The sequence below is a fragment of the Sphingomonas sp. NFR04 genome (genome assembly GCF_900114095.1).
In the GTDB taxonomy this organism is placed as follows: domain Bacteria; phylum Pseudomonadota; class Alphaproteobacteria; order Sphingomonadales; family Sphingomonadaceae; genus Sphingomonas.
On sequence record NZ_FORV01000001.1, the window covers coordinates 717,183 to 735,691 of the forward strand.

12 protein-coding genes and 1 riboswitch are annotated in these 18,509 nt (G+C 68.3%); of the genes, 6 read left to right on the forward strand and 6 right to left on the reverse strand.

The window, feature by feature from the left end:
- The first annotated feature begins 22 nt into the window (after positions 1-22).
- From BM009_RS03190 to BM009_RS03200, 3 genes are read left to right on the forward strand one after another with little or no spacing between them, the layout of a single operon-like run.
- Positions 23-1,627, forward strand: coding sequence for a TolC family protein (locus BM009_RS03190; RefSeq protein WP_093293728.1), 1,605 nt, complete (start codon positions 23-25; stop codon positions 1,625-1,627).
- Positions 1,624-3,759, forward strand: coding sequence for a type I secretion system permease/ATPase (locus tag BM009_RS03195; RefSeq protein WP_302847345.1), 2,136 nt, complete (start codon positions 1,624-1,626; stop codon positions 3,757-3,759). Before BM009_RS03190 ends, BM009_RS03195 begins: the two co-directional genes overlap by 4 nt.
- Entirely contained in the window at positions 3,756-5,147 is a 1,392-nt protein-coding gene (locus BM009_RS03200) for an HlyD family type I secretion periplasmic adaptor subunit (protein ID WP_093293730.1), read from the forward strand. The genes BM009_RS03195 and BM009_RS03200 overlap by 4 nt, the downstream gene beginning before the upstream one ends.
- 42 nt (positions 5,148-5,189) lie before the next feature.
- On the opposite strand, the gene glmS is transcribed toward BM009_RS03200, so the two are convergent.
- A complete protein-coding gene (glmS, locus tag BM009_RS03205; RefSeq protein ID WP_093293733.1) occupies positions 5,190-7,013 on the reverse strand; it encodes a glutamine--fructose-6-phosphate transaminase (isomerizing) in 1,824 nt (607 codons plus the stop codon).
- Between the two features lie 164 nt (positions 7,014-7,177).
- Here glmS and BM009_RS03210 point away from each other — a divergent pair, with 164 nt between their 5' ends.
- Positions 7,178-7,930, forward strand: a complete 753-nt coding sequence (locus BM009_RS03210; RefSeq protein WP_093293736.1) for a hypothetical protein — start codon at positions 7,178-7,180, stop codon at positions 7,928-7,930.
- A gap of 18 nt (positions 7,931-7,948) precedes the next feature.
- On the opposite strand, the gene BM009_RS03215 is transcribed toward BM009_RS03210, so the two are convergent.
- Both BM009_RS03215 and glmU read right to left on the reverse strand, forming a co-directional pair.
- The gene (locus tag BM009_RS03215) at positions 7,949-8,260 is read right to left on the reverse strand and encodes a hypothetical protein (RefSeq protein ID WP_093293739.1); all 312 of its coding nucleotides are present in this window, start codon (positions 8,258-8,260) and stop codon (positions 7,949-7,951) included.
- On the reverse strand, positions 8,257-9,609 hold the full coding sequence (gene glmU, locus BM009_RS03220) for a bifunctional UDP-N-acetylglucosamine diphosphorylase/glucosamine-1-phosphate N-acetyltransferase GlmU (RefSeq protein WP_093293742.1): 1,353 nt from the start codon (positions 9,607-9,609) through the stop codon (positions 8,257-8,259). The genes BM009_RS03215 and glmU overlap by 4 nt, the downstream gene beginning before the upstream one ends.
- Before the next feature lie 83 nt (positions 9,610-9,692).
- Here glmU and BM009_RS03225 point away from each other — a divergent pair, with 83 nt between their 5' ends.
- A complete protein-coding gene (locus tag BM009_RS03225) occupies positions 9,693-10,370 on the forward strand; it encodes an HAD-IA family hydrolase (protein ID WP_093293744.1) in 678 nt (225 codons plus the stop codon).
- Between the two features lie 28 nt (positions 10,371-10,398).
- Positions 10,399-10,488, forward strand: a riboswitch (glycine riboswitch).
- A gap of 102 nt (positions 10,489-10,590) precedes the next feature.
- A complete protein-coding gene (locus BM009_RS03230) occupies positions 10,591-11,976 on the forward strand; it encodes an L-serine ammonia-lyase (protein ID WP_093294607.1) in 1,386 nt (461 codons plus the stop codon).
- 205 nt (positions 11,977-12,181) lie between these two features.
- Here the strand turns inward: BM009_RS03230 and BM009_RS03235 are convergent, their stop codons facing one another.
- From BM009_RS03235 to BM009_RS03245, 3 genes are all read right to left on the reverse strand, one after another.
- Positions 12,182-13,492, reverse strand: a complete 1,311-nt coding sequence (locus BM009_RS03235; RefSeq protein WP_093293747.1) for an alpha/beta hydrolase family protein — start codon at positions 13,490-13,492, stop codon at positions 12,182-12,184.
- Between the two features lie 59 nt (positions 13,493-13,551).
- Positions 13,552-15,843, reverse strand: coding sequence for a TonB-dependent receptor (locus BM009_RS03240; RefSeq protein ID WP_093293751.1), 2,292 nt, complete (start codon positions 15,841-15,843; stop codon positions 13,552-13,554).
- 250 nt (positions 15,844-16,093) lie between these two features.
- Positions 16,094-18,388: a TonB-dependent receptor gene (locus BM009_RS03245; RefSeq protein WP_093293754.1), complete on the reverse strand. Its 2,295-nt coding sequence runs from the start codon at positions 18,386-18,388 to the stop codon at positions 16,094-16,096.
- Positions 18,389-18,509: the final 121 nt, after the last annotated feature.

The following is an 18,509-nucleotide window of genomic DNA, read 5'->3' on the forward strand; positions in this document are numbered from 1 at the left end:
CCATTTGTAAGGAACGCATTTCTTGCGCCCATCTCATCGGGCTCGCGCCGCCTCGCTGCGCGGGGGATGCACGATCGCGCTCGCCTGTGCCGGCGCGCTGCTCCCCACCCACGCGATTGCCCAGACGGTTGCCCCCATCGACGCGGATCGCCCGCAGTCGGTGCGGACGCTCGCCGCAGCGATCGCCCTCGCCTATCGCAACAACCCCACGCTACAGGCGACCCGCTACGACCTGCGCGGCGTCGACGAACGGATCGCCCAGGCCAAGGCCGAGCTGCGGCTGCGCGCCGATGCTCAGGTGACCGCCGGCTATCAGTGGAACATCGAGGGCCGGGTCTCCCGCCGCGAAAACCTGTTCGGCACGCCCTACAGCGCCCAGTCGCAGAGCCAGCTCGGCCTCAGCGTGCAGCAACCGCTCTATACCGGCGGGCATGCCACCGCGACGCGGCGCTCGGCCGAGGCCACGGTGAGCGCCGGCGAGCAGCGGCTGCGCGCCACCGAAGGCGATCTGCTGCTGTCGGTGGTCTCCAGCTATATGGACATCTACCGCTTCGGTGCCGAGCGCGAGGTGCGCGCCGCCAGCGTGCAGGAACTGCACAAGCTGCTCGACGAGATCGAGGCGCGCCAGGTCGCCGGCGAGCTGACCCGCAGCGACATCGCCCAGGCGCGCGGCCAGGTCGCCCAGGCCGAGGCGCAGCTGCTCCAGGCGGAACAGTCGCTGCGCACTGCCCAGGCCGATTTCCTCTCGGTGGTCGGCGCCGGGCTGGAGACCGCGCCGGTGCCGCCGGCCCTGCCCGGGCTGCCCGCCGATCCCGACCGCGCCTTCTTCCTCGCCGCGCAGCGCAGCCCGGAGCTCGCCTATGCGCGCAACACCGCCCAGGCCTCGCTCCACGACGTCGAGGCGGCGCGCGCCACCGGCCGCCCCACCCTCGCCGTGCGCGGCTCGGCCCGGCTCAGCGGCCGGGCCAAGCTCCCCTATCGCCTGCCCGATCAGGACCAGGCCTATTCGGGCAGCGTCGTGCTCTCGGTGCCGCTGCTCGGCGGCGGGCTGCGCGCCTCCCAGGTGCGCGAGGCGACCGCCCGCGCCCAGGCCGACCGGCTCCGCATCGAAGCCGCCGAGCGCGAACTGGCGCGGGTGGTGACCGATGCCTGGAACGACATCGCCACCGCCGACCGGATCGGCACGATCAGCGCCCAGCGCCGCCAGGCGGCAGGCACCCAGCTGGAAGGCATGCTGGCCGAATATCGGCTGGGCCTGCGCTCGACCTTCGACCTGCTCTATGCCCAGCAGACGCTGCGCGACGCCGAGGTCGCGGTGCTCGATGCCGAGCGCGACCGCTACGTGAGCCGCGCGACATTGCTCCGCCGGATCGGCACGCTCGAGGCCGACGACCTTACCAGCGGCGTGCCGCTCCACGACCCGCAGCCGGCGCGGGCCGCAGCCCGCGAAGCCAATCGGCTGCCGCTCGACGACACGGTCGGCGCGCTCGACGCGATCCTGGTGCCCGCCGCGCGGGTCCACGCGCCCACTCGACCGGCGCACGCCGTTGCGCCCGTGCTCAAGCCGGATGCGGCGGTGATCGCCCCGCAGCCCATCACCCCCAGCCTTCGAAAGCCCAACCCGTGAGCGACGCCTCGAACCGGACCGAGAGCGGCCCCATCATGCTCGCCCAGCTGCTGGGCATGCACCGCATCGCCGCCGACCCCGCCCAGCTGCGACATGCGATCGGCCACCAGGCGCCGCTCGACGCCACCGACATGCTGCGCCTGATTCGCCGACAGGAGGGCACCAAGGCGCGCAGCCGCACGGCGAGCTGGGACCAGCTCGCCCGCCTGCCGCTGCCGGTGCTCGCCAATGGCCCCGACGGCTGGTTCCTGCTCGGCCGGGTCGCGGGCGACGAGGCACTGATCCAGCGCCCCGGCGAAGGGATCGTGAAGGTCCATCGCGGGGAGATGGCGCAGTTCTGGTCGGGCGAGCTGGTGCTGGTCACCACCCGCGAGGCAGTGGGCGCCACCGCCCGCGCGTTCGACTTCAGCTGGTTCGTCCCCCAGGCCGCCAAGTATCGCAAGCTGATCGGCGAGGTGTTGCTGATCACGCTGGTGCTGAACCTGCTGGGGCTCGCCGCGCCTTTGTTCTTCCAGAACATCGTCGACAAGGTGCTGGTCCACAACACGCTCTCGACGCTGACCGTGCTGGCGATCGGGTTCGTAGCGGTGTCGGTGTGGGAGACGCTGTTCGGCTGGCTGCGCACCCGGCTCTATTCGGAGACCAGCCAGAAGATCGACGTCGAGCTCGGCGCCAAGCTGTTCTGGCACCTGCTGCGGCTGCCGCTCGGCTATTTCGAGGCGCGGCGGGTGGGCGACACCGCGATGCGCGTGCGCCAGCTCGAATCGGTGCGCGAGTTCCTCACCAACGCCTCGCTCTCGGTGCTGGTCGATCCGCTGTTCACCATCGTGTTCCTGGTGGCGATGTTCATCTATTCGCCGTCGCTCTCGATCGTCGCGGTGCTGACCATCCCGGCCTATTTCGCGGTCGCGATCCTGGTCACCGGTCCCTTGCGGGCGCGGGTGAACGACAAGTTCGAGCGCGGCTCGGCGAACAACGCGCTGCTGATCGAGAGCATCGGCGGCATCCAGACGATCAAGGCCGCGGCGGTCGAGCCGCAATGGCAGGACCGCTGGGAGCGCCAGCTGGCCGGCTATTCGCACGCTAGCCAGCGGGTGATCGATCTGGGCAATACCGGCAGCCAGGCGATCCAGCTGATCTCCAAGCTGAGCATGGCCGGCATCCTCTATTTCGGCGCCAAGCAGGTCATCGCGCACGAGCTCACCGTCGGCGGGCTGGTCGCGTTCAACATGTTCGCGCAGCGCCTGTCCGGGCCGGTGATCCGGATGGCGCAGCTGTGGCAGGATTTCCAGCAGGTGCGCATCTCGGTCGCGCGGCTGGGCGACGTGCTCAACCAGCCGACCGAGCCGGGCGCGGGCAGCCAGGTGGCGCTGCCGGCGCTGCGCGGCGAGGTGCGGTTCGAGAATGTGAAGTTCCGCTACGGGCTGGAAGGGCCCTGGACGCTGGAGGATATCGACCTCACCGTCCTCTCCGGCCAGTCGCTCGGCATCGTCGGCTCGTCGGGATCGGGCAAGTCGACGCTCACCAAGCTGCTCCAGCGGCTGTACGTACCCGCCGGCGGGCGGGTGCTGATCGACGGTGTCGACATCGCCCAGATCGATCCGGCCTGGCTGCGCCGCCAGATCGGCGTGGTGCTGCAGGAAAATTTGCTGTTCAGCCGCAGCGTGCGCGAGAACATCGCGCTGGCCAACCCGGCGCTGCCGCTGGAAAAGGTGATTGCTGCGGCCGAGCTGGCCGGCGCGCACGAGTTCATCACCCGACTGCCCCAGGGCTATGACACGATGATCGAGGAGCGCGGCACCAACCTTTCCGGCGGCCAGCGCCAGCGGCTCGCCATCGCCCGTGCGCTGGTCACCGATCCGCGCATCCTGATCTTCGACGAAGCGACCTCCGCGCTCGACGCCGAAAGCGAGGAAATCATCCAGACCAACCTCAAGGCGATGGCGGAGGGCCGCACGGTGCTGATCATCGCACACCGCCTGTCGGCGATCCGCCAGTGCGACACCATCATCACGCTCGAGCGCGGCCACATCGTCGAGCGCGGCAGCCACCACGAACTGCTCGCGCTCGACGGCCGCTATGCCGACCTCCACCGCCGCCAGGCAGGCGTGACCCAGGGATTCGCGGCATGAACGCGCTCCGCCATTATGCCCATCTCTGGATGGACGCCGTCCGCACCGAAAAGGCCCGGACGCAAGGCCGGCTCGTCAGCCACGAGCCCGACTTCCTGCCCGCCGCGCTGGAGGTGATCGAGAAGCCGGTCTCCCCCACCGGCCGGGTGACCGCCTGGCTGCTGCTGCTCTGCTTTCTCCTCACGCTGCTCTGGATGACCTTCGGCAAGGTCGACGTGGTTGCCTCGGCGGAGGGCAGCATCGTGCCCGCGGACAGCGTCAAGCTGGTCCAGGCCTCGGAGACCGGCGTGGTCCGCCACATCTTCGTCCATGAGGGCGATGTGGTGCAGAAGGGCCAGCCGCTGCTCGATCTCGACCCCACCGTCTCCGGCGCCGAGGAACGCCAGGCCGAGCAGGCGCTGGCGACCGCCCAGCTCGATGTCGCGCGCGCCCAGGCCATTGCCGATGCGCTGCGCGGCGGCCCCTTGCGCTTCGCAGCACCCGCAGGCACCCCGCCCGAGGTGGTGGAGACGCAGCGCCGCCTGATCGCCGCGCAGCTCGCGCAGATCGAGGCGGCAGTGCATGGCTATGGCGCCGCGCGCGCCTCGGCGATGGCCGATGCTCGGGCGGCGGCCGAGCAGGTCCGCAAATATCACGCGACCGCCCCGGTACTCGATGCCGAGATCGACGCGATGAACGGCCTCGCCGCGAAGGGCTATGCCCCCGGGCTGCGGCTGATGGAGCTGGAGCGCCAGCGCCACTCCGAAGGCGGCGAGCGCAAGGTGGCCGAGGCGCAGCAGGCGCGCGCACTGTCTGAGGCGCGCAAGTTCGGCGACCAGGGCGTCCAGACCCGCGCCGAGGCGCAGCAGCGCGCGCTGGCCGAGCTCGCCAAGGCGCAGGGCGACGCCGTGCTGCGTGCCGAGGAGCTGCGCAAGGCGCGCGAAAAGTCGCGGCTGCAGCGGCTCTACGCGCCGGTGGCGGGCACGGTGCAGCAGCTCGCGGTTCACACGATCGGCGGCGTGGTCGAACCGGCCAAGCCGCTGATGATCGTGGTGCCCAATGGCGGGCTGACCGTCGAGGCCAAGGTGCTCAACCGCGACGCGGGCTTCGTGCGCCCGGGCCAGCCGGTGGCGGTGAAGCTCCAGGCCTTCCCCTTCACCACCTATGGCACCATCCCCGGCCGGATCCTGACGATCAGCCGCGACGCGGTGCCGGACAAGGATATCGGCCCCTATTTCCTCGCCCGCATCGCGCTGGAAAAGGCGAGCATCGATACCGAGAAGGGCAAGGTCGCGCTCGGCTCGGGCCTCGCCACCACCAACGACATCTCGATCGGCCGCCGCTCGATCCTGGCCTATCTGGTCCAGCCGATCGAACAGATCCGCCGCGAGGCCGCGCGCGAGCAGTGACCTCCGGCGTGGCCGGGGGGAGCCCCCGGCCACGCCCGCACGTCACTCGACGGTTACGGACTTGGCCAGGTTGCGCGGCTGGTCGACGTCGGTGCCCTTGGCGACGGCGACGTGATAGGCGAGCAACTGCACCGGCACCGCATAGACCAGCGGCGCGATCAGCGGGTGGACCTTGGGCATGGTGATGGTGGCGATGCAGCCATCGCCCGCCGCCTGGATGCCGTCATAGTCCGAGATCAGCACCACCTTGCCGCCGCGCGCCTGCACTTCCTGCATGTTGCTGACGGTCTTGTCGAACAAGGGGCCCGAGGGGGCGATGACGATCACCGGCACGGCATCGTCGATCAGCGCGATCGGCCCGTGCTTCATCTCGCCGGCGGCATAGCCCTCGGCGTGGATGTAGCTGATTTCCTTCAGCTTCAGCGCGCCTTCCAACGCCAGCGGGTAATCGGTGCCGCGGCCGAGATACAGCACGTCGCGCGCCGCCGCGATCACCCCCGCCATCGCCTGGATCGACTCGTCATAGGCGAGCGCCGCGTTGAGCGAGGACGGCGCCTCCGCCAGGTGACGGACGATGCGGCGCTCCTCGGCTTCGTCGAGCTTGCCCTTGGCGCGTGCGAGATTGGCCGCCAGCGCCGCGAGCACCGCCAGCTGGCAGGTGAACGCCTTGGTCGAGGCGACGCCGATCTCCGGGCCGGCATGGGTGGGCAGCAGCAGGTCCGCCTCGCGCGCCATCGAACTGGTCGGCACGTTGACGACGGCGGCGATCTTCTGCCCCTCGCTGCGCGCGTGGCGGAGCGCGGCCAGCGTGTCCGCGGTCTCGCCCGACTGGCTGATCACGATCATCAGCCCGCCCTCTTCCATCACCGGCGCGCGGTAGCGGAATTCGGAGGCGACATCGATGTCGACCGGCACGCGGGCGAACTGCTCGAACCAGTATTTCGCCACCATGCCGGCATAGTAGCTGGTGCCGCAGGCGACGATGGTGACGCGCTTGATCGCCGAGAGATCGAAGTCCGGAATCGGCAGCGTGATCTTCTCCTCCATGCGCTGGAGGTAGGAGCGCAGCGTCTGCGCCACGACGATCGGCTGCTCGTAAATCTCCTTCAGCATGTAATGCCGATGGTTGCCCTTGGAGATCAGCTCGCCGGTGACGCCCGAGATGGTGATCGGCCGCTCGACGGGATTGTTGTCCTTGTCGAAGATTTCGGCCCCATCCTTGGTGATGACGACCCAGTCGCCCTCTTCCAGATAGGCGATGCGCTGGGTGAGCGGCGCCAGCGCCAGCGCGTCGGAGCCGAGATAGGTCTCGCCCTCGCCATAGCCGACGACCAGCGGCGAGCCGAGCCGCGCGCCGATCAGCAGGTCCGGATGCTCGCGGAACAGGATGGCGAGCGCGAAGGCGCCGTGGAGGCGCGGCAGCACCTCGCGCACCGCATCCGCCGGGGCCATGCCGGCCTCCACCTTCTCGCTCACCAGATGCGCGACGACCTCGGTATCGGTCTCGCTGGTGAAAATGCGGCCGCGCGCGATCAGCTCCTCGCGCAGCGTCTTGAAGTTCTCGATGATGCCGTTGTGGACCAGCGCGACTTCGCCGGTGGCGTGCGGGTGCGCGTTATTGGTCGTCGGGCCGCCATGCGTCGCCCAACGCGTGTGCGCGATGCCGGTGGTGCCGGGCAGCGGGTGGGCGGCGAGTTCCTTGCCCAGGTTCACCAACTTGCCCGAGGCGCGGCGGCGCTCGATCTTGCCGTCTACGTCCGTCGCGATGCCGGCCGAATCATAGCCGCGATATTCCAGGCGCTTGAGCCCTTCGAACAGACGCTCTGCGACGTCTTCCCTGCCAACGATTCCAACGATTCCGCACATGGCATCCGTCCTCCTGCCCCTGCCCTAGCGCGGGCCGGCGGCCGCGCCTAGACGCGCTATCGTTGCGACAAGCTGAACGATGCATGCGCCCAAATATGTCGCGCGACGTTTAGGGTCGCGTCCTGCCCGGCAGCTTGCCTGTGCCATCGAGAAGAGGTTGTTTGATGTTCCGTCCGAAGATCGCGCTGTTCGCGCTGTTGCTGCCCCTGGGCGCTTGCGGCGGCTCCGATCGCACGGACCCTGTCTCGAACGCCACGACGATGGGCAACCAGGCGACGACGCGTGCGGATCGGGTCACCCGCCCGGTGCCCGCGCCCAGCGCCTCCGCCACCTTGGCAGCCCTCACGCGCCGCAGCTGCGCGGACGAGATGGGCAAGGCGGCAGCGGCGCAGCGGGTGAAGCTCTGCATCAACGTATCCCCTGCGACGCATCCGCCCTGCAATGCCGCCAATAGCTGTGCGATGATCGAGGACGAGATCGCCCGCAGCTGCGCCCTGCTCGACGGCGACGGCGAGCCGGTGCAGGGCTGCACCGTGGATCCCAGGAGCAGCCAGGCCGCCGCCGACGTGGTCCGCCGCTATTACGCCGCAATCGACGCCCGCGACTTCGGCACCGCCTGGAGGCAGTGGGGCGATGACGGCCGGCTGGGCCAGACCTTCGCCGCCTTCGAGAAGGGGTTCGCGCACACCCGCGCGACCAAGGTGACGATCGGCACGCTCGGCACAAGCGAGGGCGGCGCCGGCTCCATCTACCAGACCGTGCCGGTGACCGTGGAAGCGACGCTCGACGACGGCAGCGCGCAACGCATCGCGGGCAGCTATGTCGTGCGCCGTATCAACGACGTCGACGGCGCCTCCCCGTCGCAGCTGCGCTGGCACCTCGACTCCGCGACGCTGCGCCCTGCCCCCGCCAAGTGAGGACGGGCGCGCAAGGCCTTAGTGCGGGAAGTTGGTGTCGATGAAGATCCGGGTGAACTCGCGCGGATCGGGCTCATGGCCCTGCGCCTCGACGAACTTCTGCCGGCCGTTCTGCCACACCTCGAGGATGGCGCCCTGCATGCCGTCCTGGAACCCCAATTTGTCCTCGACGATGCCGCGCCACGGGCCTTCGGCTTCGAACGCCTCGTGGAGCTTGGGCTCCATCGTGGTCAGTTCGGCATCGGTCTTGGGGTCGAGATGGCCGATCGCGTCGAGCACATAGCAGTCGAGCAGCTTGAGAAACGGCTTGCCGGTGTAGCGATCGGTCATTTTGCGGCCTTTCGTGCCTTCATGGTTGCACGGAAGATCGTGGCCCACCCCTGCTTCTTCAATGTTTCCGGGCGCGTGACGGCCAGCGCATCGGCCTCCACGTCGCGGGTGATGACCGATCCGGCGCCGATGATCGCGCCGTCGCCGATCGTCACCGGCGCCACCAGCGCGCTGTTCGATCCAATGAACGCGCCTTCGCCGATCACCGTCTTCTGCTTGAGGAAACCGTTGTAATTGCACGTGATCGTGCCCGCGCCGATGTTCGCCCCGGCGCCAACGCTGGCATCGCCCAGATAGGTGAGGTGGTTGGCCTTGGCGCCCTTGCCGAGCACCGCGTTCTTGAGCTCGACGAAATTGCCGACATGGGAGTCCGCCTCCAGCACCGCGCCGGGGCGCAGCCGGGCATAAGGGCCGACGGTCGCGCCGCTGGCGATGGTCGCGCCCTCGATATGGCTGAACGCGCGCAACACCACGCCGTCCGCCACGGTGACGCCGGGGCCGAACACCACGTTCGGCTCGATCGTGACGTCGCGGCCGATCTGCGTGTCGTGCGCGAACCACACCGTCTCCGGGGCGATTAGCGTCGCGCCCTCGACCATCGCGCGGGCGCGACGGGCCTGCTGCCACTCGGCCTCCAGCGCCGCCAGCTCACCGCGGCTGTTGACGCCGGCGACTTCGGTGGCGCCGGTCTCGATCACCGCCGCGACCCGGCCGTCGCCATTCGCCAGTTCGACGATGTCGGTCAGGTAATATTCGCCCGCTGCATTCTGGTTGGTCAGGCGATCGAGCAGCGCGAACAGATCGGCGCCGCGCACCGCCATCAGACCCGAATTGCACAGGGTGACGGCGCGCTCCTCGGGGCTCGCATCCTTGTACTCGACGATCTTCGAGAGGCGGTCGCCGCCCTCGACGATCAGCCGGCCATAGGCGCCGGGCTCCGCCGTACGGAAGCCGAGGACGACCACGGCCGGATCGTCTTGCCCGTGCAGGCGATCCACCATCCGCCGCATCGTCGCGGTGGTGACCAGCGGCACGTCGCCATAAAGAATCAGCACGTCGCCTTCGAAGCCCGCCAGCGCGTCCTTGGCCTGGAGCACGGCATGGCCGGTACCGAGTTGCTCGGCCTGATGCGCGGTCTCCGCCCCCAGCGGCGTCACCGCGGCCTCGACCTGCTCGCGCCCGGCGCCGACCACCACCACCTCGCGCGCGGCGCCGAGCGCCTTCACGCTGTCAATCAGGTGGAGCAGCATCGGCCGCCCGGCGATCGGATGGAGCACCTTGTGCGTATCGGATTTCATCCGCGTGCCCTTGCCGGCGGCGAGGATGATCGCGGCGATGGGTGCAGTCACGTGTCCGGTCTCCGTAAAGCTGGCCGCAACCCCTGCCACGGTGCCGATGGCATTTCCAGCGCGATGCTGCCATGCGACGGCCCATGCCCAACCCCTTCAAGACCATCGGCTTCGATCTCGACGGCACGCTGCTCGATACCAGCGGCGATCTCGCCGCGACGCTCAACCGCGTGCTGGCGGAGGACGGCCGTCCCGCACTGCCGCTCGATCGCATCCTCGCGATGGTCGGCCGCGGGGTGCACAAGCTGCTGGAGCAGGCGGTGGCGGCGACCGGCGGCGGCGATGCGGCGGTTGTGGCGCGGCTCTACCCCCGCTTCGTCGAGACCTATGCCGCGCACACTGCCGAGCATAGCCGCCCCTATCCGGGCGTGCTGGACGCGCTCGATGCGCTGGCCGCGCAGGGCCTCACGCTGGCGGTGGTGACCAACAAGCTCGAGGCCCTCACCCTGCCGCTGCTCGAGGCGACCGGCCTGCTCCCCCGCTTCGCCACGGTGATCGGCGGCGACACGCTCGGCCCCGGCACCGCCAAGCCGTCGCCCGCGCCGATCCTGGAGATGCTCCGCCGCTGCGGCGGGCCGGCCGCGTTCGTCGGCGATTCGATCTATGACGTGCAGGCAGCGCAGGCGGCGGGCCTGCCCGTGATCGCCTGCAGCTTCGGCTTCTCGCAAGTGCCGGTGACCACGCTGGGCGCCGACGCCGTGATCGATTCCTTCGCCGAACTGCTCCCCGCACTGGCGGCGCTCCGCCCAATCAGCGTTTGACAGCGCGAGGCCCCACGGCGAAACACAAGCTGTCGGAAAGGGAGAGAATCCGGGAAACCGGATCGCCGAAGGAGCAACCGCCCCGGAAACTCTCAGGCAAAAGGACCTTCCGGCCACCACATTCTGGAGAGTGGCGCCCCGCGCGCCCGCCGACGGGATAGCGATCTCAGGCAAACGGACAGAAGGGGCCCGCAACCGAGTGTTTCAGGAGACGGGTTCCGTGGCGACCAAAGGCGTCGGTCCGAATGCAGGGCCGATCAGCATCACCGACGTGTTCACCATCGGCATCGGGCCGTCGAGCTCGCATACCGTGGGACCGATGCGCGCCGCGCGCGACTTCGCGGCCTGGGTGGTGGCGGACGGCCGCGCCGTCACCAAGCTGTGCTGCGAGCTGTTCGGATCGCTGGCGCTGACCGGCCGGGGCCATGCCACCGATCGCGCGGTGGTGCTGGGGCTGGCGGGCGAGCGACCCGACGGCGTCGATCCCGATGCGGTGGAGCCGATGCTGGCGCAGATCGCCGCCGAGCGCCGCATCCTGCTGAACGGCACCGCCTCGGTCGGCTTCGATCCCGAGGCCGACCTCAAGTTTCGCAAGCGCCAGTTCCTCCCCGGTCACCCCAACGGCATGAAGCTGCGCGCCACGCTGGTCGACGGGGCGGTGCTGGAGCGGACCTATTATTCGGTCGGCGGCGGCGCGATCCGGCGCGAGGGCGAGGAAGCCGCGGCAGGCCTCTCCGCCGGCACCAACCATCCCTTCGCCAGCGCGCGCGAGATGCTGGAGCGCTGCGACGAACTCGGGCTCGATATCGCCGGGCTGATGCTCGCCAACGAGCGCGGTTGGCGGGGCGATGCCGAGACGCTCGCCTTTGTCGACGGCATCCACGATGCGATGAACGCCTGCATGGATCGCGGCATGGCGCAGGACGGCATCCTGCCCGGCGGCCTGGAGGTCCCCCGCCGCGCGCGCAAGCTCCACCAGAAACTGATCGCGCGCGGTCCCCGGGTCGAGCCCGCCTCGGTGCTCGAATGGGTGAGCCTCTGGGCACTGGCGGTGAACGAGGAGAATGCCGCCGGCGGCCGCGTCGTCACCGCCCCTACCAACGGCGCGGCGGGCGTGATCCCGGCGGTGCTGCGCTATTACGAGTGCTTCGTCGGCAACGCGACGAGGGACGGCGCCCGCCGCCTGCTGCTCACCGCCGCCGCGATTGGCATTCTCTACAAGCGCCAGGCCTCGATCTCGGCGGCCGAGATGGGCTGCCAGGGCGAAGTGGGCGTCGCCTGCTCGATGGCGGCGGCGGGGCTCGCCGCGGCGCTCGGCGGCAGCAACGCGCAGATCGAGAACGCCGCCGAGATCGGCATGGAGCATAATCTCGGCCTCACCTGCGATCCGATCGGCGGGCTGGTGCAGATCCCCTGCATCGAGCGCAACACGATGGGCGCGGTGAAGGCGATCAACGCCGCGATGCTCGCGCTCCACGGCGACGGCACGCACAAGGTGTCGCTCGACGCGGTGATCGAGACGATGCGCCAGACCGGCCTCGACATGCGCTCCAAGTACAAGGAAACGAGCCTCGGCGGCCTGGCGGTCAACGTCGTCGAGTGTTGAGACGCGGGCGCCGTGATGGCACGGCTCCCGATAGAAACCCCGCACCATCCCTCCAACATCCGTCATCCCCGCGAAGGCGGGGATCCATTGGCGCTGATGCCGCGGTTCCTTCCCCCAGCGCACAGGGCAATGGATTCCCGCTTTCGCGGGAATGACGGTGGAGGGGCTGGGGAGGTCGGAAAGCCAGTCCGTCCTCCCTCCGCACTTACGGCTGGGCGGGCTTGAACTCGAAGTTCATCCCCGAGATGCGGCTGGGCTGGAAGCCCTTCCAGATCGTCGAGGCCGGCGCGCCGGGGCTGAACCCGGCATAGCGGCCGCCGGGCGCGCCCTGCCATTTGCCGTCGTTCGAGTTCGGCACCAGTCCGTCGATATAGGCCGCCTTGGCCTCCTCGCCCTTCACATAGCGGTCGAGAAAGGCGGTGATGAAATGCGCCTGCACCGCCATCAGCCGGTCCTTGCGCCACACCGCGTCCTCGAACCAGTCGAGGTCCCAGAAGCTCTCGCGCATCGCGGGCGGGGCGCCGATCAGCGCGATGCTGTGCGCCGCCTCGCGGAAGGTGAGCAGGTAGCGCGGCGCATGGACTTCCTGGTCGAACAGCGTGCGCACGCCGGGATCATAGCCGACGACATGGTCCTGGCTGCCGACGATGAACAGCGTCGGCGCGCGGATCGCGGCCACGCCGGGCGCGGCCCAGAGCGGGGTGCCGTAGAGGTTGCTGGCAGGCGAGATCGCCACCACCGCTTTGAGGTTGGCGACCTTGAGCGTCTCCGCCTTCTCCGCCCCCGCCACATAAGGGGCCAGCGCACCGCGGGTCGCAGCCGCCACCGCGGGGTCGAGCGGCGCCCCGGCGGCGGTGAGCACGCCGTAGCCGCCCATCGAATAGCCGATCAGCGCGGTGCTGGCGGCATCGGCCGCCGCGAACACCCCCTGCCCGGCCCGCGCCCGGCGCTGTGCCTCGGCGGCGACGAAGGCGATGTCGAGCGGGCGGCTGGTCAGCGGGCCGGCACGGGCGGCGGGCGTGCGGATGGTGATCGACGGATCGCGAAACGCGGGCGCGACCACGACATAGCCCTTGCTCGCCAGATTCTCGCCGAGCCACGAGAGCACCTCGGGGGTGTTGCTGTAGCCATGGGCGAGGATCACCAGCGGGAAACGCCCCTTGGCCGCCGCCGCGCCGGGCGTGGCGAGCCCCGGCACCTCGAACGGCACGTCGCTGCCCTTCTCGCCCGGCAGCGCGGTGCGATAGCGGGTGCCCGCCCCCTTCGCCGCGGCGGGATACCAGAGCTTGATCGGGATGTGCCGGTCGACGATCGCCGGCTTGTCGTCACCCTGCAGCGGATCGGCCCGCCCCGCTTCCACGAACTCGATATCGGCGACGCCGATGCCGTAGCTGCCGAGTGCGGCCAGCTCCGGCGCGTCGACGCTGGGCTTGGCGGGCGCCTGCTGCGCCTGGCCCTCGAACGCAAAAATCGCGGCTGCGCATGCTGCGGCCGCGATTCCGATTTTGCCGATCATCCGGTCTCCTCTCCTGATGGAGAGGGCGGAGGCATCGCCCCCGCCCTCCCGTGTCTGCATCAGTAATTTACACCGAAGCGCAGGCCTGCATAGCGACGGAAATCGCGCGGCAGGACCGACTGGGTGGCGATGGTGGTGCCGGCAGGGCCGAAATTGCCGCCCGAGTTCACCAGCGCCGGGAAATACTGCTTGTCGAACAGGTTGTTGACGAACAGCGTCGCTTCCCAGCGGCGGCTATGCTCGCGCACGCCGACGCTGAGGTTGAAGATGCTGAAGGCCGGCTGGAACGTCTCCGGATCGCGCGCCGCATAATAGACGCTGGTCTGGTATTGCCAGCTGCCGACGACGACGCCGTTCAGCTTCTCGGTGAGCGCCGGGGTATAGTCGAACGACATCGAGCCCTTCCACTCCGGCGCCTGCACCGCGCGGGTGCCGGTAAGCACCTGATACTTCAGCTTCCCTTGCGGGATGCAGCCCTGGGCGAGCGTTTGCTGGGTATAGCAAGGTGCTGCCGGCCAGGAGGTGTAGGTTGCATCGAGATAGGTGAGCCCGCCGTTGATCGTCAGGTCCCGCATCACGCGCGCCGCCGCCTCGAACTCGAGACCCTGCGTCTTCATTTTGCCGACATTGGTAAGACGGAAGTTGGAGGTACCGTCCGCCAGCGGCTCGATCGTCTGCGCCTGCAGATCGGTGTACTCGGTGTTGAAGTAGGTGACGTTGAAGGTCAGGTGCCGGTCGAAGAACTGGGTACGGAGGCCGAATTCCCAATCCTTCGAGGTTTCCGGACGGATCGGACCGCCGTCGGCGCGGTTCTGGTCGAAGCCGCTGCTGATGTCGTAGGTCTGGCCCTTATAGCCGGTGGCGTAGCTGCCGAACGCGAGGATGTCGCGCGTCGCCTGCCAGTTCAGCCCCAGCCGATAGGTGGTGGCGTTGTCGCTGGCATGGCCGCCATAGTTGGTGGCGAGCAGCTTGTCGTTGAAGGTGTACTCCACCCGCTCGTTCTGCGCGCGGCCGCCGACGGTGGCGGTCAGGTGCTTGACGAACTCCCAGTCGATCTGGCCGAACGCGGCGATCTGGCGCGAGCCCGAGGTCGCCGACCAGCTGCGCACCGAAGTGGCGGGGCCGCGATAGAAGCGGCGCTCGAACGCGGCGTCGGCGAAGTAGACGCCCAACGCGTAGCGGAACGCGTCCTCGCCCGGCGAGAGCAGGCGAATTTCCTGGGTGAAGAGGCGCGACTGGAAGCGGCCATCCTGGATGTTGCGGCCGACCGCGCCCGGGGCGACGGTATCGTCCTGGTCGATATAGTCGTTCATGTGGAACTTGTCGTACGACGTCAGCCCCAGCACCTGCATCTTGCCGATGTTGATGTCGCTGCGCAGGATGCCGCCGCCGCCGGCGAACTTGGTGCCCGCGCGATCATTGTTGGCGATCTTCTGGTTGTCCGGATCGATGTTGATCCCCGGCAGCACCACGTCGGTGGTCAGGCCCGGCCGGTTGAGCAGCGTCACGCCCGGCGTCATGCGAATGAACGGGCGGCCGAAATCGGTCTTGCCGTCCACATAATTGCCGGAGAGCGTGAAGGTCGCGTCGGGCGTCGCCTTCCACTTCAGCTTGGCGCGAGTGTTCAGCGTCTCGCGGCCGTTGACGCGCTTGTTGTCGAACACGTTGAGGACGTTGCCGTCCCAGTTCGAATAGCTCGCCGAGACGACATAGCCGAGAGTGTCGTTGATCGGACCGGTGACGCTGAAATTCCCGCTATATTCGCGGTCGTCGGTCGCCAGCACATTGGCCTTCACATGGAAGTCCTTGGTCGGCTGGGTGGTCATGATCTTGATCAGGCCGGCCGAGGCCGCCTTGCCGTACAGCGTGCTCTGGGGCCCGCGCAGCACTTCGATCATCGCCACGTCGGGCAGGTCGGAGAAGGCACGCGCCTGGAAGGCGAGCGGCACGCCGTCGACCGTCACCGCCACCGAGGATTCGACGCCGATCGCATAGGCGAAGGTGCCGATGCCGCGCAGCGAGACATTGGCGTTGACCGGGTTTTCCGAGGGGCGGATCACCAGCGAGGGCGAAACCTTGCCGAGATCCTGGAAGTGGCGGACGCCCTGCGCCTCGAGATCGGCGGGCGTCACCACCTGCACCGCGAGGGGCACGTTCTGGATGTTCTCGAACCGCTTCTGCGCGGTCGTCGTGACGATGATCTCGCCATCATCCTGCCCGGCCGCCGGCGCGGCCTGGGCGGGTGCCCCCGCACCCTTGTCAGCGTCCTCGGGCGTCGCAGCATAGGCGCTGCCGGCGAGGAACGTGGCGGCCAGCGCGACGGCGCGTGCCGAGAATGGGAAACCCCTCATGAAACTTGAATCCCTTGCGTGATGCTATCGTTTGCCTCTCCCAAGCTGGAACGGCCGGCTGCGCGCGTGCGCGCCGACACTGACTTTGTGAGAATTATAGGATAAGTGTTGTGGCCAGACCGGAAAATTACCCGAAAATGTTTGTGGTCTAGCCTGTTTGCGCAGGGTACGCGCCCGCGCTTCACCAAACGAAAAGGGGCGGAAGCATCGCCTCCGCCCCTCCCCGGGTTCCGTTCGCAGGGCGAAGGGATCAGTAGTTGAGCCCGAAGCGGACGCCCGCATAGCGGCGGAAGTCGCGCGCCAGCAGCGCCTGGGTAGCGATGACGTTCGACGCATTCGCCCCGGCGCTCATGAAGTTCGACGAGGTGTTCACCAGCGACTGGAAATACTGCTTGTCGAACAGGTTGTTGACGAACAGCGTCGCTTCCCAGCGGCGCTTGTGATCGCGCACGCCGACGCTGACGTTGAAGATGCTGTAGGCCGGCTGGAAGGTCTCCGGATCGTGCGCCACATAATAGACGCTCGACTGATACTGCCAGCTGCCCTGGAACACGCCGGTCAGCTTCTCGGTCAGCGCGGGTGCATATTCGATGCTCGCGTTGCTCTTCCACTCGGGCGCCTGGATCGCACGGGTGCCGGTCAGGTTCTGGAACGCCGGCTTGCCCGGGTTGCAGCCCTGCGCCTGGGTCTGCAGCGGATAGCATTGCGCCGCAGGGAACGAGGTGTAGGTGGCGTCGAGATAGGTCGCCGCACCGCTGATCGTCAGATCATGGGTGACGCGCGCGGCGCTCTCGAACTCCAGGCCCTTGGTGTTCATGCCGCCCACGTTCGTCAGGCGATAGTTGCTGGAGCCGTTGACCGTCTCGATCGACTGCGCCTGCAGGTCCTTGTAGTTGGTGTCGAAATAGGTGACGTTGAACGTCATCCGGCGCCCGAAGAACTGGGTGCGGACGCCGAACTCCTTGTCCTTCGACGTCTCCGGCCGGATCGGGCCGGCATCGGCACGCGCCTGGTTGAAGTTGCTGGTCAGATCGTAGGTCTGGCCCTTGTAGCCGGTGGCGTAGCTGCCGAAGAGCATCACGTCGCGGGTCGCCTGATATTGCAGGCCGAGGCGATAGGTGGTGGCATTGTCGCTGGCATGGCCTGCCCAGCTGCCGTTCGCATTGTTGTCACGGAAGGTGTACTTCACCCGCTCGTTCTGCGCGCGGCCGCCGACGGTGGCGGTCAGGTTCTTCACGAACTCCCAGTCGATCTGGCCGAACGCGGCAACCTGGCGCGAGCCCGAGGTGGCGTACCAGTTCTGCTGCGCGAACATCGGCCCGCGCATGAACGGACGCCGGAAACCGGTATTGGCGTAGTAGAGGCCCAGCGCGTAGCGGAACGCATCGGTGCCCGGCGACAGCAGGCGGATTTCCTGCGTGAACAGCCGCGACTTGAACGCGCCGACCTGGATGTTGCGGCCATACGGACCGGGCGCGGCAGTGTCGTCATGGTCGATATAATCGTCCATGCGGAACTTGTCGTAGGAGGTCAGGCCCAGCACCTGCATCTTGCCGACATTGACGTCGGTGCGCAGCATGCTGCCCCAGCCCCAGTACTTGGTGCCGGCGCGATCGTTGTTCGCAACCTTCTGGTTCAGCGGGCTGATGGTGATGCCCGGCAGCACGACATCGGCGGTCAGGCCGGCCTGGCCGCGCAGCAGCGCGCCCGGCGCCATGCGGATGAACGGACGACCGACGGTGGTGTTGCCGTTGAGGTAATTGGCCGAGGCGGTGAAGACGACGTCCGGGCTCGCCTTCCACTTCAGCTTGCCGCGGGTGCTCAGCGTTTCGCGGCCGTTGACGTCCTTGCCGTCGACCACGTTGCGGACATTGCCGGCCCAGTTGGAATAGCTGGCCGAGAAGACATAGCCGAGCGTCTCGCTGATCGGGCCGGTGACGCTGAAATTGCCGCCATATTCGTTATCGTCGGTGACCGTCGCATTGGCCTTGACGTGGAAGTCGCTGGTCGGCTGGGTGGTCATGATCTTGATCAGGCCGGCCGAGGCGGCCTTGCCGTACAGCGTGCTCTGCGGCCCGCGCAGCACTTCGATCATCGCCACGTCGGGCAGATCGGTGAAGGCGCGTGCCTGAAAGGCGAGCGGCACGCCGTCCACGGTCACCGCAACCGAGGATTCGACGCCGATGCCGAACGCATAGGTGCCGACGCCGCGCAGCGAGACGTTCGAGTTGACCGGGTTCTCGGCGGTGCGGATCACCAGCGACGGCGCGACCTTGCCGAGATCCTGGAAGTGGCGGACGCCCTGCGCCTCGAGCTGGGCGGGCGTGACGACCTGCACCGCGAGCGGCACGTTCTGGATATTCTCAAAGCGCTTCTGCGCGGTCGTCGTGACGATGATCTCGCCGTCGTCCTTCACCGGCGCCGCGGCCTGGGCCGGCGCGGCCGCCGGATCACGATGCTCTTCCGCCGACTTCGCGTGTGCTGCGCTGCCGATAAACGATGCGGCGAGCGCAAGCGTGCACAGCGGAAACTGGTAACCCCTCATGTATCATGCCCCTTTAGAAGGTGAACCTCATCCCTCCTCTCCCCCACGCCGGTATACGCTCTGGCCACCGGTCGCTCTGTCCTGACAATTGTAGGACCAGCGCGAGAATTCCCAAATTTGG

Excerpts from the sequence above, each read along its gene's own strand:
- BM009_RS03215 (WP_093293739.1), bottom strand. The coding sequence starts at position 8,260 with ATGACCGATCGCTACACCGGCAAGCCGTTTCTCAAGCTGCTCGACTGC.
- BM009_RS03240 (WP_093293751.1), bottom strand. The coding sequence starts at position 15,843 with ATGAGGGGTTTCCCATTCTCGGCACGCGCCGTCGCGCTGGCCGCCACG.
- BM009_RS03225 (WP_093293744.1), top strand. The coding sequence starts at position 9,693 with ATGCCCAACCCCTTCAAGACCATCGGCTTCGATCTCGACGGCACGCTG.
- BM009_RS03245 (WP_093293754.1), bottom strand. The coding sequence starts at position 18,388 with ATGAGGGGTTACCAGTTTCCGCTGTGCACGCTTGCGCTCGCCGCATCG.
- BM009_RS03235 (WP_093293747.1), bottom strand. The coding sequence starts at position 13,492 with ATGATCGGCAAAATCGGAATCGCGGCCGCAGCATGCGCAGCCGCGATT.
- BM009_RS03200 (WP_093293730.1), top strand. The coding sequence starts at position 3,756 with ATGAACGCGCTCCGCCATTATGCCCATCTCTGGATGGACGCCGTCCGC.
- glmS (WP_093293733.1), bottom strand. The coding sequence starts at position 7,013 with ATGTGCGGAATCGTTGGAATCGTTGGCAGGGAAGACGTCGCAGAGCGT.
- BM009_RS03210 (WP_093293736.1), top strand. The coding sequence starts at position 7,178 with ATGTTCCGTCCGAAGATCGCGCTGTTCGCGCTGTTGCTGCCCCTGGGC.